A 26404-nucleotide genomic window follows, 5' to 3' on the forward strand; every position below is an offset into this window, starting at 1 on the left:
TCGACACTTTCCTTCTCCCACAGGAATAGCACGAGTTGGAACATTTTCTAACAGCGCTTTTTCCATTTAAATGCGCTGGTCTTAGGAACTAGACAGCCACGAGAGGCTGAAGCCGTAGAAAGCAAAGTGTTTTTACGAAAGGGTGCTCACGAGAATGATTGTTTTTGCATACTAGGTATTTCGATCATTTTTTATTATTTTCTCCTACCAACTATCCATTATATACAGTAAAATGGGACTAGATACATATAGACAGGAGAACATGACGTGGCAGCAGATTATGAATACTTTGTACAGCAGATTAAAGCAAATACTGGCATTGATTTATCTCAATATAAAGAAGCACAGATGCTAAGGCGTTTGACTACGCTTCGCGAAAAAAGGGGCTACCCGGATTTTAAGGCATACTTCCAGGCAATTCGTGGTGATGCAGTGCTAATGGACGAGTTCCTGGATCGCATGACTATCAATGTGTCTGAATTTTACCGTAATTATCAGCGGTGGGAAGTGCTGGAGCGCCGGATCCTCCCGGAACTGCTTAAAAAAAAGAAGCCGCTGAAAATATGGAGTGCCGCTTGTTCTACCGGCGAAGAACCTTATACATTGGCCATCTTGCTCGAGCGTTACGCAAAAGGTATAGCCTACACGATCCATGCTACTGATCTGGATCAACGTGTGCTGGAAACAGCGAAAATCGGAAAGTACAACGAAAGGGCACTGAAAGAAATGCCAGCGGCAATCAAATCCGCATACTTCACCCAAGATGGGCCCATATTCCAAATTAAAGAAGAATTAAAGCAGCATATACAATTCAAGCAGCATAATCTGCTTGCGGATGCTTATGATACAGATTATGATCTCATCATTTGCCGGAACGTCCTCATTTACTTCACAGAAGAGGCAAAAGCAGCTATCTACCATAAGTTCAGTAAGTCACTGGCGTACAATGGCTATTTGTTTGTAGGCAGTACAGAGCAGATCTTCAATCCCAGTACGTACGGGCTGCGGGCTGTGGACACATTCTTCTACCAAAAGCAATAAGACCCGAACGATCGTATCCGGTCAAACAAAAATCCGAACTATGATGCAATTTAACAATGAAATTTGCATAAGTTCGGATTTTTTTAGTTAAACTGCCGGCATACTGTAACGCCTTCGCACAGTATGTCAGCTTGAGAAAGCTCGCCAGCCGCGATCGCGGAGCATTTCCGGTGCGGCAATTCAGAGCAGCACTTTTCATCTATCGATTCCTTAATCTGATTGGCATGTTTTATTCTTTAACTTTTATGATCCTTGATACATGACGAATGACGAACTTCGGCAGGAAGAAGGAAATGGTAAACACGAGCAGGAAGGCAATAATCCAAGATCTGAACCAAGTGACGTATGGAAAAGCATGCAGACCTGAATTGACAGCTGTAAGTGTAAATGAAATGATAGCGGTCATGATGGTTGCAGTGACGACACTGCATAGAATGCGATGGGTTTTTGAATTTACAAACATGTTCGTACTCCTTTTGTAACTAATCTCCGATAATTATATATAATCTTCATAAGTTGTCAAATATACTATTTATCGTATAATGGGCTTACATCGACAAAAGGGGTGGGGGACAGTGGATGAAATAGATTATGGATTGCTTAAACAAATGGCGGTGACGATAGGGGATGCATCCAAAATTAGTGACATCCCGATTCGCAAGCTGCGGTATTGGGAAGACAAAGGTTATATCGACAGCGTAGAGGAAAAATCGAATGTAACGAGAAGATTCGATTATTATGCCATCAAGAAGATTATCCTGATGAAAGAACTGATCGAAGATGGGTATACAGTGGAAGCTGCCTCTCAAAAGGTAGAAATCCGTATGAAGAGGCTTCGAATAGCATTTGATGAACTAAGCAGAAAATAATGATAAGTTTGTGTGCACGTTCGGAAATATTGTCAGAATTGTTCCCACTTAAGAAACAAGTTATGTTATAGTAAGTAAAATTACAAAGTAACAGATATAACGGAGGAATATACATGCGCTACTTAACTGCAGGTGAATCACATGGTAAACAACTTACAACGATCGTAGAAGGTGTTCCTTCCTATTTACCATTGACGGCCGCGGATATCAATGCATCCCTGCTTGAAAGGCAGAAGGGACATGGCCGGGGCAAGCGAATGCAGATTGAAAAAGACCTAGTCGATATTGTCGGCGGTGTCCGTCATGGTTACACCCTGGGATCCCCGATTGCACTGGTTATACATAATGACGATTTCAAGCACTGGATAGATGTAATGGGAGAAGACCCGGTCGAGGACCCCCAAGCAGTCCGGCGGATTGTCACACGTCCAAGACCTGGGCATGCAGATTTGAACGGTGCCTTGAAATACGGTCATCGGGATATGAGGAATGTGTTGGAGCGCTCTTCGGCTCGCGAGACTGCAGCACGCGTGGCTGCAGGTGCAGTGGCCAAGAAGCTCCTGGCTGAACTGGATATCCATCTTGTCGGCTACACAAAGGAAATTGCCGGCATCAAGGCAGTCGAGTTCCCGGAGTATACATATGAAGAAAGAGACAGTATTTCAAAAGCCTCTTCCGTACGCTGCCTTGATCCCGAGGCTGCCGAGCAGATGACAGAAGCGATCGATCAGGCGAAAAAGGACGGAGACTCCATCGGCGGCGTGGTGGAAGTTTATGTGGAAGGGTTGCCGGCAGGTATTGGCTCTTACGTCCATTACGATCGAAAGCTTGATGGTCGTATTGCAGGCGCAGTGGCGAGCATCAACGCATTCAAAGGTGTGGAATTCGGCATTGGTTTCGAAGCGGCGAGACTGCCGGGCAGTCAGGTGCATGATGAGATTGCCTGGGATAAAGAAAAAGGCTATTACCGGAAAACGAACAGACTCGGCGGCTTGGAAGGCGGCATGACAACTGGAATGCCTCTCATTATCAAAGGTGTCATGAAACCGATCCCGACGCTTTATAAACCATTGCAGAGCGTGGATATCGAAACGAAAGAACCGTTCAACGCGAGCATCGAACGTTCGGACAGCTGTGCTGTTCCGGCGGCAGCACTGGTAATGGAGCATGTTGTTGCCTTCGAAATTGCAAAAGCAATTCTGGAACAATTCCCACATGACCAGTTTCCTAAGCTCAAGGAAGCAATCGAAAACTATCGGGAAGAAATCCGGGTGTTCTGATGGAACAGATAACAGTCAAAGCGAGTCAATCAAGTTATAAAGTTTCCGTAGGAGCGGGAATCAGACATAGATTGGCTGATTTCCTCCCCAAAACTTATCAAAATGTATTCATTGTGTCAGATACACGTATCGCCCCGCATTATCTTGATGATTACATAGCGTCACTTTTGCCGAATGCGAAAGTGACGAAGAAAATCATCGAACCGGGCGAAGCGGCGAAAAGCAAGGAAATGTATTTCGATATATTGGACAGCATGTTTGAAGCGCAGCTTGATCGCAAATCGCTCGTCCTTGCTCTTGGCGGAGGGGTCATCGGGGATTTGGCTGGATTTGTCGCAAGTACGTATATGAGGGGAATTGATTTCATCCAGCTTCCGACAACGATCCTGGCACATGATTCCAGTGTCGGCGGTAAAGTTGCGATCAATCATGAAACCGGTAAGAATCTGATTGGAAGCTTCTACCCGCCAGTGGCTGTTGTCTATGATGTCGATACGATTACGACTCTTCCGGAAAAGGAAGTGCGCAGCGGCTATGCAGAATTGATTAAAGAGGCTTATATCGGAGATGGAGCCTTCCTTGACCAGCTGTTTGCACGCGAGAAACTCGACAAAGGCAACCAGGACCAGCTGATAAAGGATTTGTCATCAGGCATCAAGGTGAAAACGAAAATCGTTGAAGCCGACGAAAAAGAAAATGACATGCGCAAGTTTTTGAATCTGGGTCATACACTGGGCCATGCGATTGAAGCCGAAGCAGGATATGGCACGTTTACACATGGAGAAGCTGTTGCGATTGGCATGCTGTTTGCATTGGAATTAAGCGAGAAAAGATTCGGCGCAAATCTGTTGCTCGATGAATTCCAAAGCTGGCTGGAGCGGAATCAATACCCTTTGTATTTGCCTGATCTTTCTGCAGCAAGACTCGTCACTAGGATGCAAATGGATAAGAAATCGGAAAATAAGGAAGTCCACATGGTGCTGCTGCGGGAAATCGGACAGCCGGTGACGGAAAAAGTCGATCACGACACGCTTTTTGATGCTGTCACATCTTTCCTAGAAAGGATGAGCAGAACATGATACGGGGTTTCAGGGGAGCCACTACTGTAGCGGATAACGAAGAAAATCAAATCATAGAAGCCACTGCAGCGATGCTGGATGAGATGGTTGTGAAAAATAGCATCGAACCGGACGACGTGGTACAAGTACTCATTTCAGCTACACCTGATCTGACCAAGACATTCCCTGCAAAAGCAATGCGTGTCTTCCGTGATGATTGGACTTATGTACCTGTCATGTGCATGCAGGAGCTGGCAATCGAAGGCGGTTTGCCGAAATGTATCAGGGTTATGCTGACAGCACGCACTGATTTAGCGCAGCAGGAGATTCATCATGTTTATCACGAGCAGGCAATCACATTACGTCCCGATTTAAAGGAGGAGCATCAATGAGAGCGAAACAGATTTTGAATGAATTGACAGCTTACAAACCAGGAAAACCGATGGAGGAGGTTCAGAAGGAATTCGGCTTGGATCGTATCGTGAAACTTGCATCCAATGAAAATCCATATGGCTTTTCCCCGGAAGTGAAAAAAGCTTTGCCGACGTTTGCCGATGATCAGGAAATCTACCCAGATGGATATGGTACGGCATTGAAAGCGAAATTGGCAGAACACTTCGATGTAGGACTGGATCAAATCGTTCTTGGCGCAGGATCTGATGAAATCATCATGATGCTCTGCCGTACTTTCCTGGCTCCTGGTTTGAACACGGTGATGGCGCATCCATCCTTCTCCCAATATCCGCACCATGCTTTGATCGAGGGGGCTGAGGTTAGGGCTATCGAGACAAAAGACGGGTTCCACGATCTTCCTGCCATGCTGGAAGCAGTCGACGATAAAACAGGTATCGTTTGGCTCTGTACACCGAATAATCCGACAGGAAACCATATAGCCAAAGCTGAATTCGAGAATTTCCTTCGTCAAGTTCCAAAAGAAGTGTTGGTAGTAGCAGATGAAGCGTATATCGAGTTCCTGGAGACGGATGACTATTTCGACACTCTTGCTGCATTGGATGAATACCCGAATCTGATTACGCTTAGAACTTTTTCTAAAGCATACGGACTCGCTGCGCTTCGTGTCGGTTACGGTATCGGCCATCCGGAAGTCATCCATAAAATCAACGTGGTAAGAAGCCCGTTCAATAATACGACGATCGCACAGAAAGCGGCAATTGTAGCGCTTGACGATCAGAATTTCATCAAAGAATCAATTGCAAAAAACAATCAAGTCAAACATAGCTTCCTTGCATTTTGTGATGCGCATCAGATCAAATATTACGAATCCCATACAAACTTTGTCCTTATATATGATCTGCCCGTAAGCGGGGATGCCGTCTTCCAGCATATGCTTTCCAAGGGATTCATCGTTCGTTCCGGCGATGCGCTCGGTATGCCGAATAGTGTCCGAATTTCACTCGGCAATGAACAGGATATGGCTGAATTCACTGTTTTGCTTGAACAATTCCTGACAAGTGTGAAAGAAAGCTGATATGGATACGGTTGTTATCGCGGGTCTCGGATTGATCGGCGGCTCGCTAGCCCGTAATATTCAACTGCATAAAGAAGTCCATCTGATCGGGGTGGACCAGAAGGATAGTACCTTGCAGTACGCCCTTCAGCATGGCATCATCGATGAGGCATCTTCCTCTTTTCAAGCAGCCGCTCAAAAGGCTGATATCATTTTGCTTGCAGCACCAGTTTCCAAATCTGTCGAGCTGCTGAAAGAGCTTGATACTATGAAACTGGATAAAAAAGTGCTCGTGACGGACGTTTCCTCAGTCAAAGGACCGATTTTTCGTCAGGCCGCTTCCCTGCGTTCAGATAAAATCGTCTTCATCGGCGGACATCCGATGGCTGGATCCCATAAGCATGGAATCGAGGCGTCCAAAGCGCATCTTTTCGAAAATGCCATCTATGTCCTGACGCCCGTTCAGCGGGCAAAAGAAGGTGACCTTGATCTGTTGAAGGATCTGCTCGATGGTACGAAAAGCACTTTCATCACATTGTCTGCTGAAGAACACGATGAAATGACAGGAGTTGTCTCACATTTCCCGCACTTGATTGCATCGGCATTGGTGCAGCAAGCCAAGAAATGGGAAACAAAGCACAGCTTTCTCCCGAAACTTGCAGCAGGCGGGTTTCGGGACATTACCAGGATCGCTTCCAGCAATCCTGGTATGTGGCAGGACATCTTCTTTCAGAATAAAGAAAAGATGGCTGTGTTGCTCGATGATTGGATTGAAGAAATGCAAAATTTCCGTAAGCTTCTGCTTGAGGATCATAGACAGGAAATCCATGCATATCTAGAAGAAGCGAAGCATTACCGGGATGGTTTGGAACCTCGGAAAAAAGGTGCGATTCCAGGTTACTATGACTTGTATGTCGATATTACCGACCGGCCAGGAGCCTTGCAAAAGGTACTCACCATTGTCGCCGATGCTGGCTTGAGCATTGTCAATATCCAAATACTCGAGCTTCGGGAAGGCCTGACAGGTGTTCTTCGCCTCAGCTTTGCCGAGCAGAAAATCCAGCTGAAGGCAAAAGGTGTGCTGGAAGTGTTTGGATATGAAGTAAAGATTGAAGATTGAAGGTGAAAATAGTGACAGATATCCGTTTGCAACCGATAGAAAAGGGGCTTTCCGGTTCCATTACCGTTCCTGGAGACAAGTCCATTTCCCATCGGAGCATCATTTTTGGTTCTTTAGCCAAAGGGAAGACGACTGTCCGCCATTTCCTAAGCGGTGAGGACTGCCTTCGGACAATTAATGCTTTCCGTGCGCTTGGCGTTTCGATTGAGCAGGATGGCGAGACCGTCATCCTGGAAAGTGAAGGAAAAGATAGCTTCAAGGAACCATTGCAGCCGATTAACTTCGGAAACTCGGGAACAACAGCACGTCTTTTGCTTGGTGTTTTCGCTGCCTTGCCATTCCATATCACGGCGTATGGGGATGCATCTTTGACAAATCGGCCAATGGACCGTGTCACCAAGCCGCTTCGCCAAATGGGCGCGAAAATAAATGGACGCGAAAAAGGTAAGTATTTGCCTTTGGCAGTTGACGGACAGAAGCTGTCGGAGCTTACATACCACACACCCGTTAAGAGTGCCCAAGTGAAATCCGCCTTGCTGCTGGCTGGTCTTTTAGCTGATGGTGAGACACGGATTACAGAAGATGTCAAGACGAGGGACCATACCGAACGGATGCTACAAAGCTTTGGTGCAAAGATCGATGTGACCGGTACGACTGTCACGGTTAAAGGCGGTCAGCAGCTCGTTGGTACGGATGTATATGTTCCAGGTGACATTTCTTCAGCCGCATTTTTCCTTGTGGCTGCCTGTTTGGTACCAGGCAGTGATATTACCTTATCCAATACCGGACTGAACGAAACACGAACCGGCATCCTGGATGTATTGCGGGATATGGGAGCCGATATGGAAATCAAAGAGCATAAAATCCAAGCTGGTGAGCGCATCGGGGACATTAGGATACGCTATCGATCGTTGAAAGGAACAGAGATTAGCGGAGGTATCATTCCCCGGCTTATCGATGAATTGCCTATCTTAGCATTGCTCGCCACCCAAGCTGATGGAGATACGCTCATCAAAGATGCCGAAGAGCTTCGATTCAAAGAAACAGATCGAATTGAGGCAATAGCTTCTACGCTGCGAAGTTTTGGGGCGGAAGTGGAAACGACGCCTGATGGCATGCGGATTCCAGGGAATCAATCTCTGCAAGGTGCATCTGCTGATTCTTTCGGTGATCATCGTATCGGAATGATGATTGCCATCGCCAGCTTGATCGCAAATGGAGAAACTATCCTTACTGATGCAGATAGCATCAACATCTCTTATCCATCCTTTTTTGCGGATTTACGTGCACTGCAAAAATGAATATGTCTGATTCCCAACAGGGAATCAGGCTTTTTTACTGTTCTAAAGCACTTGCTTTAGGTTACACTGAAGAAAGACTTAAAAAGCCGATAAGCGTGTAAAAGGAAGTGTCAAAATGGAAGAATTACAAAAAGCGATAACATACATGGAGAATGATCAACCCCAGGAAGCAGTTGATACATTGGAGGCATATTTGCCACGTGCCAATGAAGAAGAGAAATTTACCATTGCAGAATTATATATGCAATGGGGTATGCATGAAGAAGCAAAAGCCGTCTTGCTTCAACTGGAACAAATGTTCCCTGGTGAAATGGAGCTCAAGATGATGCTTGCTGAGCTTCATATCGATTTGAATGAAGACCAAGAGGCAATCGATAAGCTTGATCAGATTGTCGAAGATGACGACTATTTTGTACCAGCGCAAATGCAGCTCGCTGATTTATACGAAGCGCAAGGATTATTCGAAGTGGCGGAGCAGAAATTATTAGCTGCCAAGCGCTTCGATCCATCTGAAACTGTCATCGATTTGGCATTGGGTGAGCTGGCGTTATCAACAGGCTCTTACCTGAAGGCGATCACTTACTATGAAAAGGTTTATGAAAAAGAAACCGTAATGGGGGATATCGATGTTGCCCTTCGTTTGGCTGAAGCTTATGCAGCTACAGGTGAATTTGAAAAAGCATTGACTTATTATCAGGAAACGGATGTCGAGGATGTGGAGCAGCTGTTCAGTTATGGTTTCACGGCCTTCAAGTTATCCAGATACGACATTGCCATCAGTACTTGGGAAAAGTTGCTTAAAACGGAAGCTGACTACCTGTCTGTCTATGAATATCTAGCCAAAGCCTATGAAGAAGAAGGCTTGATGGAAAAAGCTTTTGAGACCGCAGAGAAAGGTTTGGCGTTGGATGAATATAATCAGAAGCTTTATTTCACAGCAGGTCGTCTCGCCAGACAGCTGGGCAAGAATGATCGCAGCTACTTCCTGATTCGTCATGCAATCGCGCTTGACCCGGGATATAAAGAAGCGATTCTATATTTGATCGAAAATTTCAAGCTGGATGAAGATCATGAGGCAATCATCGAGTTATTGACACATATCCTGGAGACAGATGAAGAAGATGCGGCGTACCGTTGGGAGCTTGCCCGCGCCTATAATGAAACTGAAATGTTCGATGAGGCATTAAAGGCATACAGGGAAGCATATACTAACTTCAAAGATGATAGCGATTTTCTAAAAGAATACGGTTATTTCCTATTGGAAGAAGGGAGGATGCAAGAGGCTGTCGAAATACTAAAAGAGTATCTTCGCTTGGAGCCATCAGATATCGAAGTGGAAGAGAATATCAACCGGCTCTTGTCTCAATAAATGCATTGAATTGAAATCATTTCGCTTTCTGGGAGGGGGCACATATGAATATTTCCGTTACCATGCAGGATAAGAAGGCGTTCATTCGCTGGTTTTTGGATAATTACCAATTGAAGCGCAGGGAAAGTGTCTGGATCTTGAATTACTTGATCAATCATGATTCGTTTCTTGATAATGTACATTTCATTCGCGAAGCAAGATTCAGTCCCAGAGGAATCATCATATCCGCCCATTGTTCCGAAGAAGTACCGTTCCGTTTTTACAAAGATAATATCGTCACGACAGATGCGGAAAAATCATTCCATGATATCCGTATGAACAAGAAAGATCCTGTCTATATTCAACTCAATTTCAAGAATTCCCATCAGAGCATGGAATATGTCGCAGTGCTAGAAGACAATCCTTTCTTGCCGGAGGATCATTATGTAACAAAAGAAGACCGGCAGCTGGCAGCGAAACTTCTTGATGCATCACATTATCAATACAAAAAGAAAAAACTGCAAGAAGCAATTGATTTGGCTCTTGATAAGAGAGATGAAGATAAATTCCGATTGTTGAGCAGGGCGATGCGTCAATTGAAAGAAGAAGCAGAAGAAAAAATTGAACACATGTAAAGGGATGCGCTTAATTAGCGCATCTATTTTTTTATCTTTCTAGTTTAAATTTCCGATAGAAAAGAATATTCTGCTAAAATAAAGTGACGGCTCATGCATGGGCTGTTTGCAATACATAATTGAAATGAAAGGATAAGTACATCATATGTATCGTCTTCTTTTCCATCGTTATAGCATCATAGCATTATTTATCATCAATCTTTTCGGGACGATTTACGGGTTTATGTGGTATGGCTGGCAGCTCAAAATAACGCCGGCGATTTTTCTGCCCTTTGTACCGGATAGTCCAACGGCCAGTCTCTTTTTCACTATTTTTCTAGGCTTATTATTAATCGGAAAACAAAACGGTTATATCGAAGCACTGGCAGTCACTTCTTTGTTCAAATATGGTATCTGGGCGGTCGTGATGAATATTTTGACTTTGGCAGTAGCCGGAACACTTTCCTGGCAGGGGTATATGCTGATTGCCTCTCATTTAGCAATGGCTGTCCAAGGCATTCTGTATGCACCGCTTTATCGAGTGAAATTGCGTCATCTAGCATTGGCTGCTGTCGTTATCTTGCATAATGATATCATTGACTATGTTTTCGATATGATGCCGATATACGGCAATCTGACTGATTACAGTGATGTGATCGGGTATTTTACTTTCTGGCTGAGCATCGTTTCCATCTTGGTCGGTTATCTGGTCACACAGCGGAAGTCGTCAACTTATCCAAATAAATAAGGCTGATACCGACATACATTATCATTTGCCAGCATAGGCTGTAGGAACTTCTAAAAAAGAGGGGATGCTTATGAAAAAGCTGCTTCTCGTCGTTGTTCTGACAGCCTCTTTTTTTGTACTTGCCAACATTGCCGAATTGATGCTGCAGCCGCAAACGGAGGCTTTATCGTCATCTTCCGACAAAATGGAACAAACGTTTGATCAACAATTCAATTCACTGCCTGCATACTTGTATAGCATTGCAGTACCTGATAAAAGCAGTTATGGAACGGGACGATTCTGGGGAATACTTGGTATTAGTGCAAGCATAGTAGGGACGCTGATTTATGTCGGCTATAAGAAGTATCGAGCTGAAAATGACAAAAGTGTGAACAAGGATCCTAATAGTTGATTTTTTTTGAATTCTTGACTAAAATTGACCTTACTAAGTTCCAAATATTTTTATGGAGGAATGTATATGTCACTAGGTGCTTATATTATCTATATAGCACTGCTTCTGATTATCCCATTATGGGCTCAATCAAAGGTTAAAAGTACGTACAAGAAATATTCGAAAGTAGAAACGTCTTCTCTGATGACTGGTGCACAGGTTGCGAGAAAGATTCTCGATGATAACGGAATATATAATGTGCAGATCGAGGAAACACGTGGTATGCTCTCTGACCACTATGACCCCCGTCACAAAGTGGTCCGTCTATCCACCGACAACTATCATGGTCATTCCATGGCAGCGGCAGCTGTCTCTGCCCACGAAGTCGGACACGCAATACAGGACGCAGAAGGGTACGGCTTCCTTAAATTCCGTACAGCGCTTGCGCCAGCAGCTGCTTGGGGGAATAACCTTTCCTTCATGCTTATCATTGCAGGGGCGATTTTCGGAGCTCTACAACTAGTAGGTTTCGGTATTGCACTATTCAGTATCGCGGTATTGTTCCAGGTCGTAACATTGCCGGTCGAGTTCAACGCATCGAACCGCGCGATGGCCCAGCTGGTTTCCACCGGAATCATCCGCAATGACGAAGAGCGTTCTACGAAGAAAGTATTGAATGCAGCAGCAATGACTTATGTTGCAGCGGCTCTAGTAGCTGTAGCCGAGCTTGTGCGCTTCATCCTTATGTTCTTCGTCGGAAATAGCGAAGAGTAAGAAAGGGCATCCCGCAACGGGATGCCTTTTTATTGTGGCTGTATGACTTTGATCAGTTCGCGCAGATAGTCGGGCAGATCAGGCGGACGTCGGCTGCTGATGATGTGACCATCGACGACGACTGCTTCATCATGCCAGATGGCTCCGGCATTTGTCATATCATCCTTGATTCCTGGCGTGCTCGTCACGTTTACACCTTCCAGAATACCTGCAGATATCAACACCCAGCCAGCATGACAGATTTGGCCGATCGGCTTTTTATGCGTATGGAAGTGACGGGTGATTTCCAATACAGAATGATAGCGGCGCAATTTATCCGGCGACCAGCCCCCCGGGACAAGCAACGCATCGTACGCATTCGGATTGACTTCATCAAATGATACATCCGATGTCGCAGGAACGCCATATTTACCTTTGTAGACTGTATTTGCTGCTTCACCTGCCAAATGCACTTGTGCACCAGCCTCGCGAAGTCTCAACACAGGATACCATAGCTCCAAATCTTCAAAATCATCACTTACAAAGGACAGTATTTTCTTACCAGTAAGATCCATGATTTCACCTCTTTCGTTTATTCCTCTTCACTTTACCAATTCATTCGTATGAATGCATGCAAAACGCTAGTCTGTATGATAAGGCTTTTTATTTTCATCCAGCGTGAAACCTTCGCCCATCACATCATGCACCTCACTGAGCGCTACAAAAGCATGCGGGTCGACTGAGGTGATGATCGCTTTGAGTCTAACGATTTCGTTGCGGGCAACCACGCAATAAAGGACATCCCTTTTTTCACCGGTGAAACTGCCTCTGCCGTCAAGAACGGTGACACCCCGGTCCATCTGTTTCAGGATCTGATTGGCGATATCGGCACTTTGTGTGGAAATGATGGTTGCTCCCCTTGCCGAGTAGGCGCCTTCCTGAATGAAGTCGATCACCCTGGCGCCGACAAATACAGCAACCAGCGTATACATCCCCCGAATCAAATCAAGATAGGTGAGAACAGAGGTGACGATGACGACAGCATCGAACATGAACATTGTCCGTCCCATCGTCCAGCCGGCATACTTGTTAACCAAGCGGGCAATGATGTCGACTCCGCCTGTAGTGCCTCCATATCTGAAGATGATGCCAAGTCCGACACCGATGAATACCCCCGCTAATAACGAGGCAATCAGCAAATCATTCCCGAGATCAATATGGAAGTCATATGTTTGGAATAAGCGGAGGAACAAGGAAACAGCCACTGTGCCGATGATCGTATAGGCGAAAGTTGTCCGACCTAAGAATTTCCATCCGATCAAAAATAACGGAATGTTCAGCACCAGATTCGTAATAGCCGGATCCCAGTCAAATTCGAATAGTAAAATGAGCGTTATTCCGGTGAATCCGCCTTCCCCCAGTTTATTTGCAATATTGAAATGTACAATACCGAATGAAAAGATGGCCGCGCCTAACAGGATGAACAGGATGTTCCTCAAACGCAGTCTTAACATAATCCACCTCCTAAGATGACAATTCTTTCTATATTATAGACAACAAAACCCTTCTCTACAAATATGCCCATTAGGTAAAAATATTTGTCAAACGCCTTATTTTTAGGCTAACATGGTAATGATATAGCGAAAGGAAGATCGCACATGAACACTGCATATACAACCAAGGAAATACAAGCGCGCGTCGAGGCTTATATTTCCCAGTTCAAAGAAGGTTATTTCTCGCCGCTCAGCATGCTTGCCCGCATGACCGAAGAAGTCGGAGAGCTGGCCCGGGAAGTGAACCATACATATGGCGAAAAGCCAAAGAAAGCGAGTGAAGCGGCCAATACAGTTACAGATGAGCTCGGAGATATCATCTTTGTACTGACTTGCTTTGCCAATTCCCTTGATATCGATCTCTCAGAAGCATTCGAGAAATCGATGACGAAGTTCGAAACCAGGGATAAAGACAGATGGACGAAGAAGACACAGGAGGATTGACAGAATGATTAAAGATACAATCAGAATCATAGTGGCAGGACCAAGGGGACGGATGGGGTCGGAAGCATTGCAGCTTATCGATCGGACAGCTCATTTTGATCTAGTGGCAGCAATTGACCGGAAAAACGGCGGGAAACGTATCAGTGATATCGATGGCTTGCCTTCCAGCGATGCAGTTATCTATGAGGATGCAAAAGCGTGCTTGAATGAAGTCAAAGCAGACGTACTTATCGACCTGACCATTCCAGAAACAGGCTATAAACATATGAAGCTTGCTATCGAACACGGTGTGCGCCCAGTAGTCGGTACCTCTGGTTTTACAGAAGAACAAGTAAAAGAGCTTGAAAACCTAAGTGAAGAAAAAGGTGTAGGAGCAATCATTGCACCTAACTTTGCAATTGGCGCTGTATTGATGATGCAATTTGCAAAACAAGCGGCGAAATACTTCCCGACAGTGGAAATCATCGAAAAACATCATGATCAGAAACTTGACGCTCCAAGCGGTACAGCAGTCAAAACGGCACAGCTTATCCAAGAAGTACGTGAACCGGCGAAACAAGGTCATCCTGATGAGAAAGAAACGATAACAGGAGCACGCGGCGCGGATGTGGATGGCATGCGTATTCATAGCGTCCGGCTTCCGGGTTTGGTCGCTCACCAAGAAGTTATTTTCGGTGCACCGGGCGAGCAATTCACAGTCAAACATGATAGTTTCAACCGCGCATCCTTTATGTCAGGTGTGGAACTTGCTGTAGAACGCGTCATGAAGATGGACATCCTTGCATACGGATTAGAAAATATATTGGAATGAGGCGATAGACATGCATATTGCTTTAATTGCCCACGATAAGAAAAAACCTGAAATGGTCCGTTTTACGGTTGCATATAAGGAAATGCTGAAAAAACATACCCTGTATGCTACAGGCACAACTGGTACACGAATCAAGGAAGCAACTGGTTTACCAGTGGAATTGTTCCAGTCCGGCCCGCTTGGGGGAGATCAGCAGATCGGCGCCCGCATCGCAACGAATCAAATGGACTTGATCATCTTTTTCCGGGATCCACTGACTGCACAGCCGCATGAACCTGACGTGAGTGCGCTTATGCGGCTTTGTGATGTGCATCGCATTCCGCTTGCCACCAACCTGGCAGCTGCCGAAATATTCATTCGCGGATTGGACCGGGGCGATTTTGATTGGCGCAAAATCATTCGTGACCGTGAGCCGGAGCTATGAAAAAATTAAAAATCGGAATCACATGTTATCCGACGCTCGGCGGTTCCGGCGTCATCGCGACAGAGCTCGGCAAGAAGTTGGCCAAAAAGGGACATGACATTCATTTTATTACATCCAGTGTCCCTTTCCGGCTGGATATGCTGCTTCCAAATGTGTTTTTCCATGAGGTGGAGATGAGTCATTACCCTGTATTTCAATACCCGCCTTACGATCTGGTATTGGCTAATAAGATGGCAGAGGTAATCGATGAAGAAAGATTGGATATTTTGCATGTCCATTATGCTGTTCCTCACGCCATTTGTGCGATTCTGGCCAAAGCAATCGCCAAGCACGATGTCAAAATCGTAACGACTTTGCACGGGACGGATATAACTGTACTGGGAATTGATAATGGTTTGCGTAAGATGATCATCCATGCGATCGAAGAAAGTGATGTCGTCACTGCCGTGTCAAAGAGCCTTGTGGATCAGACTAGGGACATGCTCGACATAGTCAGTCCGATAGATGTCGTGTATAATTTTGTGGACGAAGAAGTATATCGCCCAGCTGATGTAAGTGATGTGAGACAGCAGTTTGGTATCGCAGAAGATGAGAAAGTACTCGTACATATAAGTAATTTCCGGAAAGTGAAGCGTGTACAGGATGTTGTACAGGTTTTTTCTTATGTACAAGAAAAAATGCCGGCTAAACTGCTGCTAATCGGAGACGGTCCTGAGTACTCGGATATTTTGCGGGATGTACAGCAGCGCGGATTGGAAGATAAGGTCCTGTTCCTGGGTAAGCGCAATAATGTCGCTGCTCTTTTAAACATGGCAGATATCATGCTGCTTCCTTCTGAAAAAGAGAGCTTCGGTTTGGTTCTTTTAGAAGCGATGACTTGCGGAGTACCTTGTATCGGAACGGATGTCGGCGGTATTCCTGAAGTAATAGAGCATGGAAAGAACGGCTTTTTGGCGCAGCTGGGTGATGTGAAACAAATGGCAGACTATGCATTGTATTTGTTGACAGATGAGAAGCTTTGGCAGCAGTTTTCCGAAGCCGCGATCCAGCATGCAGCCCAAGCTTTCCATTCCGAACAGATTGTTGCACGATACGAAGCAATTTATGAAGAGGTTTTGCCATGAAAATATTTGATAAAGCATTCCGGGTCATGCAGCAGCTTGAATCCCGTGGTTATGAAGCATACCTGGTCGGAGGTGCTGTAAGGGATCATCTCATCGGCAAACAGGTCGGGGATTTGGATATTGCAACATCAGCCACCCCGAATCAGGTCATGCAAGTCTTCGATAAAGTCATTCCGATTGGTATTGAACACGGAACCGTACTCGTACGTTTTGAGGGGGAAAGTTTCGAGATCACCACTTTCCGGACAGAGGGCGCATATTCCGATTACCGGCATCCCGACTCTGTGCATTTCGTTACGGATGTCACAGCTGATCTGGCACGTCGTGATTATACGGTCAATGCAATCGCAATGAACAGGAACGGAGAATTGGTCGATCCTTTCGATGGCAGGGATGCAATAGAAAGGCAAGAGCTTGTCACTGTCGGCAACGCCTATGACCGTTTCCATGAAGATCCTTTACGGATGATGCGAGGTGTCCGATTCGTCTCCCAGCTTGGATACAAGCTGGATGACGACGCCCGCAACGTGATAAAAGAGCAGCGTTTATGGCTGACACGCATAGCAATCGAACGTGTGGCGATTGAAATGGAAAAATTATGCGGTGGTAACTATGTAAAAACGGCTGCACACCTCCTTGATGAAACTGGATTATGGGAAGCGATGCCGATTTTCTGTGATCAACCCGAACTGATGAGCGAAGTGGCTTCAAGGATCAAGCCTCTGGGAAGTTTCGCAGAGTGGATTGCTCTTTGTTCCTTATTGAGCGGCATATCAGTCATGGAATGGGTCAAAGAATGGAAGCTCTCCAAGAGCATCAAACAAGATGCTCAAAACCTGGTGCAGATGATTCATAGCGATATTGATGCATGGTCTGTTTACCAACTGCCGGTTCATCTTGACCCAGGCTATTGCTGTTTAATGGAGATTTGCAAGGAACGAGATGTGCAGGATGAACTTTCTTCCATCAGGAGAAAACTGCCTATCTCCAATGGTTCGGAATTGGCTATATCCGGCGGGGATTTGATCAGCTTATTTCCTGACAGGAAAAAAGGCAGCTGGATCCGTGATCTTTTGCTTGCTTCTGAAAAAGCGGTGGTGGAGAACCGGATCAAAAACGAAAAAAACAAGCTGAAGGAGTGGATCATCCATGGACACGACGCGTAATCGTCTCATAAGAATCCTTCAGGAACATAATACCTCGCATGTTTCCGGTCAGTATTTATCGGAACAGCTAGGCATATCAAGGGCAGCCGTCTGGAAGCATATGAAAGCGTTGGAAGCGGACGGATATGACATAGATGCTGTCCCGCGCAAGGGCTATCAAGTAAGACGATCACCAGATAAGCTAAGTAAAAACACGCTGAACTGGCAGCTTGATACCGAATGGATCGGTCGGAAGATCATATTTGAAGAGGAGCTTGACTCGACGCAAGTACTGGCCAAATCATTGGCCGATCAAGGGGCAGTCCATGGCACGGTTGTACTAGCGGACCAGCAGTTAAGCGGCAAGGGAACGAAGGGGCGCAACTGGCATTCCCCTGCCGGTACGGGCATTTGGATGAGTTTGATCATCCGGCCGGACTTTGGACCGCGCGAGGCCGCGCAGCTAACACTAGCTGCAGCAGTTGCCATTGCGCGAACCTTCCATAAGCAAGGGATAAAGGCTGCTATCAAATGGCCGAATGATATTTATCTTGGTGATAAGAAACTTGCTGGAATCCTGACGGAAATGCAGGCTGAGCAGGATTATATTCAGCATATCGTACTTGGTATCGGCATCAATATCAACCAGACAGAGACGGAAATAGCGCCTGATATCCGTCAAAAGGCGACTTCATTGCGTATCGAGACTGGTAAGGAATGGAACAGGCAAGAGCTGATTCATCTGATTTGGAAAGAGTTTGAAGAAGTCTATTACCTATATACAAACAAAGGATTTCAAGTCATCCGGGATGAATGGATGCAGTATGCGCTGCGCCTGGGACACCGCGTAATAGCAACTACTCCTTCTGCAGTCTTCGCAGCAGTCTTCAAAGGAATCGGCGAAGACGGCGAGCTTTTATTGGAAAATGACGATGGCAGCATACAGAGGCTGTATTCTGCCGAATTGGAATGGAAAGAGGAGTAACGCGATGAAAACGAGACTGGATTTTCAAAAAATGAAAGAAAATAACGAAAAGATCACCATGGTCACAGCTTATGATTATCCAACTGCCAAATTGGCACAGCAAGCTGGTATCGACATGCTTTTAGTCGGAGATTCACTTGGAATGGTCGTCCTCGGCTATGACAGCACTATTCCTGTGACGGTCGAGGATATGATACACCATGGGAAAGCTGTCACAAGAGGTGGAAATGATACATTTGTCGTGGTAGATATGCCGTTTATGACCTATCATGTGTCGGTAGAGGCAACTGTACCGCAAGCGAAGCGCATCTTTCAGGAAACAGGTGCACAGGCCCTCAAGCTCGAAGGAGCTGATCAAGTCATCCTCGATAGCATAAAAGCATTGGCGACGGGCGGTATTCCGGTTGTCGGGCATCTTGGTTTGACACCTCAGTCTGTTCATATGCTGGGCGGTTATAAAGTACAGGGAAAAAACGAGCAGACAGCCAAACAGCTGCTTGAGGATGCACGAAAAGTAGAGGCAGCCGGAGCAATCGCTGTCGTTTTGGAATGTGTTCCCAAACAATTGGCGGCACTCATTGCGAAAGAACTTTCCATCCCTGTCATCGGAATCGGTGCAGGAGCAGAGGTGGATGGGCAGGTGCTTGTCTTCCATGATCTGAGCAGATATGGTGTCGACCGTTTGCCGAAATTCGCCGTAAGCTATGCGGACTTGAACGAAACCGTCACGAATGTGTTCACCACGTATCGTGAGAATGTAAAACACGGTATTCTCCCGAATGACGAACAGAGTTTTACCATGGACGAAGCAGCATTACCGAAAGTAGGTAAATGACGATGCAGATCATTACGACATTAGAAGCGTTACAGCAGGAGAGAAAGCAGCTTGCAAAAGAGCATAAATCCGTCGGTTATGTAGCGACGATGGGCTTTTTGCATGAAGGTCATCAGGCCTTGATGAAACGCTCCAAGGCGGAGAATGATATAACCGTATTAAGCATTTTCGTCAATCCGCTACAATTCGGCGAAGGGGAGGATTTTGAAACTTACCCGCGTGATGCCGAGCGTGATCAGCTCATCGCAGAACAGGAAGGCGTCGATATCGTCTTCATGCCCGAAGCTGCAGCTATGTATCCAGACGATCGCACAATCAAGCTTCAGGTTACCGATCGTGTCGATGTTCTGTGCGGTAAATCAAGACCTGGTCACTTCGATGGAGTCGTCACCGTTTTATCGAAGCTTTTCCACTTGATCCAGCCGGATCACGCGTATTTCGGGCTGAAGGATGCACAGCAAGTCGCAGTTGTCCAAGCATTGGTCCATGACCTTAACTTTCCGCTTGAAGTTGTGCCAGTGCCAACAGTCCGTGAAGCAGACGGATTAGCGAAAAGCAGCCGGAATGTTTATTTATCAGAGCAAGAAAGACAAGCCGCACCAGCAATTTATCGAGCGTTGCAGCAGGCGAAGCAGAGTATTCAAGGCGGGGAAAAAGATGCTTCGAGAATTGTGTCTGCTGTAAAAGAATTTATAAACAGCGAAACAAATGGTAGAATAGACTACGTTGAAATTTTGTCTTATCCGGCATTGCAGCCGGTGAGGAAAATAGAAGCACGTATCATCATCGCGGCGGCTGTCTATTTCGATAAGGCGAGGTTGATCGATAATCTTGTATTGGAAGCAGACGGCTCTATCATGGACCGTTTTTGATATAGGGGGAAATAAGATGTTTCGCACAATGATGAAAGCGAAGATACATCGCGCCCGGGTGACGGAAGCGAATCTGAATTATGTCGGCAGTGTTACGATTGATACGGATATTCTGGAGCAGGTAGGCATACTGCCTCATGAAAAAGTCCAGATTGTGAACAATAATAATGGAGCCCGTCTCGAAACATATGTCATTCCGGGTGAGCGGCATAGCGGTGTTATTTGTCTCAATGGCGCTGCTGCACGTCTTGTGCAGAAAGATGATATAGTGATCATTGTTTCATATGCCATGCTCTCTGATGGGGAACTGGCTGATTTCAAGCCAAAAATCGCCCTGATGAACGAAGATAATACCGTTCAGGAGATCATCGAGGAAGAACCGCCGCTCACTGTCATGATGTAACGGCGGAAAGAAATGGACGATAAGACTCTTATCATAGATAAGGGTCTTTCTTTTCTAAGCAGTATGGAGGGTGGAGTATGGATAAATTTGTAGTGGTGGATCTAGAAACAACAGGACATGCGCCGTCGAATGGCGATAAAATCATAGAGGTCGGGATTGTCGTCATTCAAGGACGTGTGATCACGGATCAATTTCAGACGATGCTGGATCCCGGTATGTCGATTCCACCTTTCATTTCCCAGCTTACCGGTATTGCCGATGAAGATGTAGCTGGAGCTCCGCAATTCGAGGATGTAGCAGGAGAAATTTCGGCTTTTTTCAAAGACAGCTATGTGGTTGCCCATAATGCGAACTTTGATTTGCGATTTTTGAATAGTGCCCTGGAATTGGCAGGACATGCGCCGATCAAGCGACCGGTACTCGATACGGTGGAGCTTGCTCGTATTTTGCTGCCAACCGCACCCAGCTATAAACTGAGTGTTTTGAGCGAGCATTTATCTTTTGAACATGATCAGCCTCACCGTGCGCTGTCTGATACACTTGTAACAGCAGAACTTTTGCTGTCCTTGCTGGATGGATTGGCTAAGCTGCCATATGAGACAGTATCGCATCTGCTTTCACTTGAAAAAGCATTGAAGAGCGATTTACGAGGCTTGCTTGAGAATCGGCTGGAAGAGCTCGCTTTTGAAGGAGCTGAAGATGATGTGCTGGAGGTTTACCGCGGGCTGGCAATTCGGAAAGTGCCTGAGAATGAAGAAACAGCTTCTTCTGTCACACAGTCTTTCGGTGAGATAGCGGATCAGCTGTACCGAGAAGATGGCTGGCTTTCTGCGGGAATGAAAGAATATGAGCCGAGAAAAAGTCAGGTTGAAATGAGTGAGCAGATTTTTGATGCCTTTCAATCAGATAAACACGCACTGTTGGAAGCGGAAACCGGAACTGGTAAATCACTCGCCTATCTCTTGCCAGCTGTTTATTCAGCAGTCAAAAGCAATAGCAGAATCGTCATCAGCACACATTTGACACAACTGCAAGCACAGCTGATGGACAAGGAAATACCCCTTTTGCAGCGACTGTTGCCATTTACTTTCAAAACCGCACTGCTGAAGGGAAAGCAGCATTATTTGAGCCTCAGTCGATTTGAATCCGAGCTGCAGCAAACAGCAAATGACAACTATGATATTGCGCTTACCAAGGCAATCTTGCTTGTTTGGCTGACAATGACGGAAACCGGGGATATTGATGAGGTGAACTTGCCTTCAAGCGGGAAGCGATTCTTCTTGCACATGTCTGCAGATGCAGAAGACACACAAGATCCATTTTCACCTTGGTTTTCCCGCTCCTTTTATCAGCGGGCCAAAAAAGCAGCATGGCAGGCAGACGTGATAGTGACAAATCACGCCTTGCTTTGCAGTGATATGCAGGAAGAATATCAGCTTTTGCCATCGTATCAGCGGGTCATCATCGATGAAGCGCATCATTTCGAAGCAACGGCTGCGAAGCATTTCGGCCTGGCATTGGATTATGTGTCGATTCACCATATGCTGTCCCATGCGAATACAGTTTATGAAAAAGCGACGGATGAGCTGCCCAATACACAGGCAGAGATGCTGATTTGGTCAAGCTTATGGGATCAGACTAAAGTGGAAGCCGATGATATGTTCCGCTATATTCATGATTTCGTTTTATCGCAGCATAAAAAAAAGCTGGGCACCAACGATATAGGCAGGCTTCAGCTGCGGCTAGATGAAGTAAGGGAAACGAAGCAGATGCTTGTCATTGCGGAAATGAGCAGCAGGCTGCTCTTCGGTGTAAGGGATTGTATCCACCATCTCCTGCAGCTGGTGAAAACAGCTGATAAGCAAGGCGAGAAAAAGATCTCTGATTCATTGCGTAATGCAGTCGAGCAGCTGCAGGGAATCATCGATAACATTGAACGCATGTTCCTCGTATACGATGACGAAGAGGTCAAGTGGATCGAAGTCGATATGTATGGCGCACGTAATGCTGTCTATTTGTACAGCGAACCATTGGATATTGCGGATTTATTGCTGGAGCATTTCTTTGCCGAAAAGAAAAGTGTCGTACTGACGAGTGCGACTCTGACGATGAAGCAGTCCTTCGAGTTTATTCAAAATCAGCTGGGATTGGATGATCAGACAATCACGAGACGTTTTGATTCCCCTTATTCCTATCAAGATCAAGTGCAGCTGCTTGTACCGAATGATTTCCCCGATGTCAGGGGGAAAGATAATTATCCTTTCATCTATGCCGTGTGCGAAGCCATTCTCAGCCTTGCATCGATAACCGATGGCCGTATGCTGGTGTTATTCACTTCATACGATATGCTGAAAAAAGCTTATGGACTACTAAAGGAGCTGACAGAAGATCAAGACTATACATTGATTGCTCAAGGTATTACGAGCGGCAGCCGCGACCGGTTGAAAAAGAACTTCCAGAGCAATAAAAAAGCCATCCTTTTCGGAACAAGTTCTTTTTGGGAAGGCGTGGATATCCCGGGGGGGGATTTAAGCTGCCTGGTCATTGTCCGCTTGCCATTCCAGCCGCCCGATCATCCAATTTATGAAGCAAAAGCTGCTAAATTGAAAGCGGAAGGGAAAAATGCCTTTATGGAGCTTGCATTGCCAAATGCGGTAATCCGCTTCAAGCAAGGCTTCGGCAGGCTGATTCGTTCCTCGAGCGACAGAGGCATTGTATTCGTCTGTGATGACAGAATGATGAAAGCAAGATATGGCAGTTATTTCACAGCTTCCATACCAGATGTTCCGACGCATTATAAACGTACAGGCGAACTTTTGGAACTGGCAGCGGAGTGGTTATAAAAAAAGTGCGCCGCTAAGGACGCACAACTGCTGGGGAAAAGGAAGAATTTTGTTGAAAAAACTTTGAACTCGTCTTAGAATTACACCATGACTACTGGTATAATAAGAATTGGATTGCTTCTCAACATACATTAGTTTGCTGCAGAAAGCCATCACTATGAGTAACAAATCATGTAAATGGATTGCTCGGAGGTTACAATGATGGAAAATAATAAGATGGAAACATTGTCCACCGTACGTGTACAATACAGCAGCGACCTGTACAAGCTGGTCGATTCCCTGAACCGTACACTGAAGGAAAAGGACTTAATGTTCGGATTAGCATTGGATGAGGAAGATCATGATACGGCGATATTCACGATTTACCGTACCTAAATGGACCAAAATCACACTGTTCAGTGTTCTGGCTGTTTTGCTGATTATGCTCGGCTGTGGTATATACGTGTACATCACGGCTCAAGATGCCCGAACAGACGGCTTTGAAGCTTCAGAGGAATTTGTGCTTGAGAACACGGATTTAGATTCCGCAGATGAAGTGACACGCTTTAATGGCGAGCATGTATATCATGTCGTAAAGGGTAAGCAGGCTGACGGGACAGAAGCTATCGCTTATGTAAAGAAAGGCGAGAAGGATCCGGAGCAAATCATCTATACCACTGATACAGCTGATGAACAGCAAGCCGAGAGCAGCTGGCAGTCAGCTTGCGGCGCGGACTGTGATTTAGACGATGTCCGGCTCGGGTTATACGATGGTTCTCCTGCCTGGGAAGTGACCTATCGTGATGGGCAGGATCGCCTTGGCTACAGCTATTACAATTTGGATGGTACAGAGCAGCTGGAAAGCTTTGCTCTATCAAACCAATATCAATAACACAACTACATATGTAGGACAGACAATGGAGGGTTCTTTTTGAAGACAACGATCGCTAAGCTTAGTGAACATGTAGGAGAAGAAGTAACAATCGGGGCTTGGCTCCGCAATAAACGATCCAGCGGGAAGATTGCATTCCTGCAGCTGCGTGACGGAACAGGTTTCGTTCAAGGCGTCGTCGTTAAAAGTGACGTTTCTGAGGAAGTTTTCCAGACAGCGAAAAATATGACGCAGGAAACGTCTCTTTATGTTACAGGAAAAGTAGTGGAGGATAGCCGTTCTTCCTTTGGATATGAAATCCAAGTCAGCAATGTGGAAGTAATCCACGCTGCAACAGATTATCCGATCACACCAAAAGAACATGGTACTGAATTCTTGATGGATAACCGCCACCTGTGGCTCCGCTCCCAAAAACAGCATGCGGTGATGAAAATTCGTAATGAAATCATCCGTGCCACTTATGAATACTTCCATGTAAATGGTTATACGAAGATCGATCCGCCTATCCTGACAGGTTCTTCTGCAGAAGGCACAACTGAATTGTTCCATACAAAATATTTCGATGAAGAAGCATATCTTTCCCAAAGCGGACAGCTTTATATGGAAGCAGCAGCAATGGCATTCAATAAAGTATTCTCCTTCGGTCCGACATTCCGGGCAGAAAAGTCCAAAACAAGACGCCATTTGATTGAATTCTGGATGATTGAGCCGGAGATGGCGTTCGTCGAACATGAGGAAAGCTTGGAAATCCAGGAGAATTACATCAGCCATCTTGTCGCTTCTGTACTGAAGAACTGTAAACTGGACCTTGAAATCCTTGGACGTGATACAGAAAAATTGGCTAAAGTTACAGCGCCATTCCCTCGTATCACATATGATGAAGCAATTGAATTGCTGAAAGAAAAAGGCTTCGATGATATCGAGTGGGGAGAAGATTTCGGGGCTCCACATGAAACTGCTATTGCAGAAAGCTACGATAAACCAGTATTCATTACGAATTATCCAGCGGCAATCAAAGCGTTCTACATGAAGCCAGATCCAAATCGGGAAGAAGTCGTATTATGCGCTGACTTGATTGCACCCGAGGGTTACGGAGAAATCATTGGCGGTTCCCAGCGTATCGATGATCTTGAACTGATGGAAAAACGCTATGAGGAGCATAATCTGACTGGCGATGCATACAACTGGTACTTGGAATTGCGCAAATACGGCAGTGTGCCGCACTCAGGTTTTGGTCTTGGACTTGAGCGGACAGTTGCTTGGCTATCCGGCGTGGAGCACGTGCGTGAAACGATTCCTTTCCCACGTCTATTGAACCGCCTATACCCATAACATATAGTTTAACTGACGATCCCTTGTCCTATGACGAGGGATTGTCCTATTAAAGGAAAGGAGACCCCAGATGAATAACAACTTAAACTACCAAAGAATGCTGGCAAATCCATTTTCCTTTCCCGGTATCTTGATGGATCGATATGCTGCTCTTGGATTGAACGAGACAGAAATGATGGTCATTCTGCATATTTGCTTTTTTCAGCAGCAAGGCATCATGTTCCCGACTACAGATGAATTGGCAGCGAAAGTGACGCTGACTGAAAGGGAAGTTGCTCTTGTTTTGCGTAAGCTCGTCCAGCGGAACATGCTGCAGATTGAAGATGTGCAGGAAGAAAACGTGCGCAGCCAAGCATACAGTCTAAATGGATTATGGCATTTAGTATTTGCAGAAACCGTTTATCCAGAACCTGAAAAGAGTACGGACAAAGAAGAAGAGGCCGCCATATTCATACTTTTTGAGCAGGAATTCGGCCGGCCATTATCGCCTTTTGAAATCGAAACGGTCACCCTATGGCTGGATGAGGATATGCAGCCGCCATCGCTGATCAAGGCAGCCTTACGAGAAGCGGTGCTGATGAGTAAACTGAATTTCCGCTATATCGATCGTATTCTGCGGGAATGGAAACGCAAAGGCATCCGTTCAGTGGAACAGGCTCGCAAACAGAGCAAAGCATTTCATGAAAACCAGCGGCCGGCTGCTGCTGTGCAAGCAGACCAACAAGCACCAGCCCGCGATGTGAGTATTTACTACAACTGGCTGGAAGAGGATTGAGGAGGAAAAGCTGACCA

30 protein-coding genes are annotated in these 26404 nt (G+C 45.8%); 27 read left to right on the forward strand and 3 right to left on the reverse strand.

The features are described 5' to 3' along the window. The first annotated feature begins 267 nt into the window (after positions 1-267). Positions 268-1041, forward strand: coding sequence for a CheR family methyltransferase (locus BLQ53_RS16170; protein ID WP_093728348.1), 774 nt, complete (start codon positions 268-270; stop codon positions 1039-1041). A gap of 229 nt (positions 1042-1270) precedes the next feature. Here BLQ53_RS16170 and BLQ53_RS16175 read toward each other — a convergent pair whose 3' ends face one another. Next, positions 1271-1504 (reverse strand): DUF2798 domain-containing protein, encoded by a 234-nt coding sequence (locus BLQ53_RS16175; protein WP_093728349.1) that lies wholly within the window; start codon positions 1502-1504, stop codon positions 1271-1273. 112 nt (positions 1505-1616) lie between these two features. On the opposite strand from BLQ53_RS16175, the gene BLQ53_RS16180 reads away from it, so the two are divergent. The 12 genes from BLQ53_RS16180 to BLQ53_RS16235 all read left to right on the forward strand — a co-directional run bounded on the left by BLQ53_RS16180 (position 1617) and on the right by BLQ53_RS16235 (position 11991). After that, the gene (locus BLQ53_RS16180; RefSeq protein ID WP_212733374.1) at positions 1617-1910 is read left to right on the forward strand and encodes a MerR family transcriptional regulator; all 294 of its coding nucleotides are present in this window, start codon (positions 1617-1619) and stop codon (positions 1908-1910) included. A gap of 113 nt (positions 1911-2023) precedes the next feature. Next, positions 2024-3190, forward strand: a complete 1167-nt coding sequence (aroC, locus tag BLQ53_RS16185; RefSeq protein WP_093728351.1) for a chorismate synthase — start codon at positions 2024-2026, stop codon at positions 3188-3190. Continuing rightward, positions 3190-4269: a 3-dehydroquinate synthase gene (gene aroB, locus BLQ53_RS16190; RefSeq protein WP_093728352.1), complete on the forward strand. Its 1080-nt coding sequence runs from the start codon at positions 3190-3192 to the stop codon at positions 4267-4269. Before aroC ends, aroB begins: the two co-directional genes overlap by 1 nt. After that, the gene (gene aroH, locus BLQ53_RS16195) at positions 4266-4640 is read left to right on the forward strand and encodes a chorismate mutase (protein WP_093728353.1); all 375 of its coding nucleotides are present in this window, start codon (positions 4266-4268) and stop codon (positions 4638-4640) included. Before aroB ends, aroH begins: the two co-directional genes overlap by 4 nt. Continuing rightward, positions 4637-5737, forward strand: a complete 1101-nt coding sequence (gene hisC / locus BLQ53_RS16200) for a histidinol-phosphate transaminase (RefSeq protein ID WP_093728354.1) — start codon at positions 4637-4639, stop codon at positions 5735-5737. Before aroH ends, hisC begins: the two co-directional genes overlap by 4 nt. A gap of 1 nt (position 5738) precedes the next feature. Continuing rightward, positions 5739-6836: a prephenate dehydrogenase gene (locus BLQ53_RS16205; protein WP_093728355.1), complete on the forward strand. Its 1098-nt coding sequence runs from the start codon at positions 5739-5741 to the stop codon at positions 6834-6836. A gap of 11 nt (positions 6837-6847) precedes the next feature. Further along, complete coding sequence (gene aroA / locus BLQ53_RS16210) at positions 6848-8137, forward strand: 3-phosphoshikimate 1-carboxyvinyltransferase (protein ID WP_093728356.1); 1290 nt, start codon at positions 6848-6850, stop codon at positions 8135-8137. A gap of 115 nt (positions 8138-8252) precedes the next feature. Continuing rightward, a complete protein-coding gene (locus BLQ53_RS16215) occupies positions 8253-9506 on the forward strand; it encodes a tetratricopeptide repeat protein (protein ID WP_093728357.1) in 1254 nt (417 codons plus the stop codon). Between the two features lie 44 nt (positions 9507-9550). Then, a complete protein-coding gene (locus BLQ53_RS16220; protein ID WP_093728358.1) occupies positions 9551-10120 on the forward strand; it encodes a ReoY family proteolytic degradation factor in 570 nt (189 codons plus the stop codon). Positions 10121-10265: 145 nt separating this feature from the next. Continuing rightward, the gene (gene lhaT / locus BLQ53_RS16225; RefSeq protein ID WP_093728359.1) at positions 10266-10847 is read left to right on the forward strand and encodes a lipoprotein heptaprenylglyceryl N-acetyltransferase LhaT; all 582 of its coding nucleotides are present in this window, start codon (positions 10266-10268) and stop codon (positions 10845-10847) included. A gap of 70 nt (positions 10848-10917) precedes the next feature. After that, complete coding sequence (locus tag BLQ53_RS16230) at positions 10918-11238, forward strand: sporulation protein YpjB (protein ID WP_093728360.1); 321 nt, start codon at positions 10918-10920, stop codon at positions 11236-11238. A gap of 66 nt (positions 11239-11304) precedes the next feature. Beyond that, positions 11305-11991 carry a zinc metallopeptidase gene (locus tag BLQ53_RS16235; RefSeq protein WP_093728361.1) on the forward strand — a complete coding sequence of 229 codons (687 nt, stop codon included), beginning with the start codon at positions 11305-11307 and terminating at the stop codon, positions 11989-11991. A gap of 29 nt (positions 11992-12020) precedes the next feature. On the opposite strand, the gene BLQ53_RS16240 is transcribed toward BLQ53_RS16235, so the two are convergent. Both BLQ53_RS16240 and BLQ53_RS16245 read right to left on the reverse strand, forming a co-directional pair. Beyond that, positions 12021-12545 carry a type 1 glutamine amidotransferase domain-containing protein gene (locus tag BLQ53_RS16240; RefSeq protein WP_093728362.1) on the reverse strand — a complete coding sequence of 175 codons (525 nt, stop codon included), beginning with the start codon at positions 12543-12545 and terminating at the stop codon, positions 12021-12023. 66 nt (positions 12546-12611) lie between these two features. After that, positions 12612-13484: a YitT family protein gene (locus BLQ53_RS16245; RefSeq protein WP_093728363.1), complete on the reverse strand. Its 873-nt coding sequence runs from the start codon at positions 13482-13484 to the stop codon at positions 12612-12614. 144 nt (positions 13485-13628) lie between these two features. Here BLQ53_RS16245 and BLQ53_RS16250 point away from each other — a divergent pair, with 144 nt between their 5' ends. The 14 genes from BLQ53_RS16250 to BLQ53_RS16315 all read left to right on the forward strand — a co-directional run bounded on the left by BLQ53_RS16250 (position 13629) and on the right by BLQ53_RS16315 (position 26387). Continuing rightward, positions 13629-13967, forward strand: coding sequence for a nucleotide pyrophosphohydrolase (locus tag BLQ53_RS16250; protein WP_093728364.1), 339 nt, complete (start codon positions 13629-13631; stop codon positions 13965-13967). A gap of 4 nt (positions 13968-13971) precedes the next feature. Further along, on the forward strand, positions 13972-14778 hold the full coding sequence (gene dapB, locus BLQ53_RS16255; protein WP_093728365.1) for a 4-hydroxy-tetrahydrodipicolinate reductase: 807 nt from the start codon (positions 13972-13974) through the stop codon (positions 14776-14778). A gap of 10 nt (positions 14779-14788) precedes the next feature. Further along, positions 14789-15202, forward strand: coding sequence for a methylglyoxal synthase (mgsA, locus tag BLQ53_RS16260; protein WP_093728366.1), 414 nt, complete (start codon positions 14789-14791; stop codon positions 15200-15202). Next, entirely contained in the window at positions 15199-16326 is a 1128-nt protein-coding gene (gene bshA, locus BLQ53_RS16265) for an N-acetyl-alpha-D-glucosaminyl L-malate synthase BshA (RefSeq protein ID WP_093728367.1), read from the forward strand. Before mgsA ends, bshA begins: the two co-directional genes overlap by 4 nt. After that, positions 16323-17492 (forward strand): CCA tRNA nucleotidyltransferase, encoded by a 1170-nt coding sequence (locus BLQ53_RS16270; RefSeq protein ID WP_093728368.1) that lies wholly within the window; start codon positions 16323-16325, stop codon positions 17490-17492. The genes bshA and BLQ53_RS16270 overlap by 4 nt, the downstream gene beginning before the upstream one ends. Continuing rightward, positions 17476-18456: a biotin--[acetyl-CoA-carboxylase] ligase gene (locus tag BLQ53_RS16275; RefSeq protein WP_093728369.1), complete on the forward strand. Its 981-nt coding sequence runs from the start codon at positions 17476-17478 to the stop codon at positions 18454-18456. Before BLQ53_RS16270 ends, BLQ53_RS16275 begins: the two co-directional genes overlap by 17 nt. A 4-nt stretch (positions 18457-18460) precedes the next feature. Beyond that, positions 18461-19291 (forward strand): 3-methyl-2-oxobutanoate hydroxymethyltransferase, encoded by an 831-nt coding sequence (gene panB / locus BLQ53_RS16280; protein ID WP_093728370.1) that lies wholly within the window; start codon positions 18461-18463, stop codon positions 19289-19291. Between the two features lie 2 nt (positions 19292-19293). Further along, a complete protein-coding gene (panC, locus tag BLQ53_RS16285; protein ID WP_093728387.1) occupies positions 19294-20163 on the forward strand; it encodes a pantoate--beta-alanine ligase in 870 nt (289 codons plus the stop codon). Positions 20164-20179: 16 nt separating this feature from the next. Beyond that, entirely contained in the window at positions 20180-20566 is a 387-nt protein-coding gene (panD, locus tag BLQ53_RS16290; RefSeq protein WP_093728371.1) for an aspartate 1-decarboxylase, read from the forward strand. Positions 20567-20643: 77 nt separating this feature from the next. Further along, positions 20644-23409 (forward strand): ATP-dependent DNA helicase DinG, encoded by a 2766-nt coding sequence (gene dinG / locus BLQ53_RS16295; RefSeq protein ID WP_093728372.1) that lies wholly within the window; start codon positions 20644-20646, stop codon positions 23407-23409. A gap of 201 nt (positions 23410-23610) precedes the next feature. Next, a complete protein-coding gene (locus tag BLQ53_RS16300) occupies positions 23611-23784 on the forward strand; it encodes a YpmA family protein (protein ID WP_093728373.1) in 174 nt (57 codons plus the stop codon). After that, entirely contained in the window at positions 23750-24280 is a 531-nt protein-coding gene (locus BLQ53_RS16305) for a cell wall elongation regulator TseB-like domain-containing protein (RefSeq protein WP_093728374.1), read from the forward strand. The genes BLQ53_RS16300 and BLQ53_RS16305 overlap by 35 nt, the downstream gene beginning before the upstream one ends. A 39-nt stretch (positions 24281-24319) precedes the next feature. Next, on the forward strand, positions 24320-25612 hold the full coding sequence (gene asnS, locus BLQ53_RS16310; RefSeq protein WP_093728375.1) for an asparagine--tRNA ligase: 1293 nt from the start codon (positions 24320-24322) through the stop codon (positions 25610-25612). 70 nt (positions 25613-25682) lie between these two features. Further along, positions 25683-26387 carry a DnaD domain-containing protein gene (locus tag BLQ53_RS16315; protein WP_093728376.1) on the forward strand — a complete coding sequence of 235 codons (705 nt, stop codon included), beginning with the start codon at positions 25683-25685 and terminating at the stop codon, positions 26385-26387. The last annotated feature ends 17 nt before the right edge of the window (positions 26388-26404 follow it).

Source organism: Terribacillus halophilus (genome assembly GCF_900101385.1).
GTDB classification, from domain to species: domain Bacteria; phylum Bacillota; class Bacilli; order Bacillales; family Amphibacillaceae; genus Terribacillus; species Terribacillus halophilus.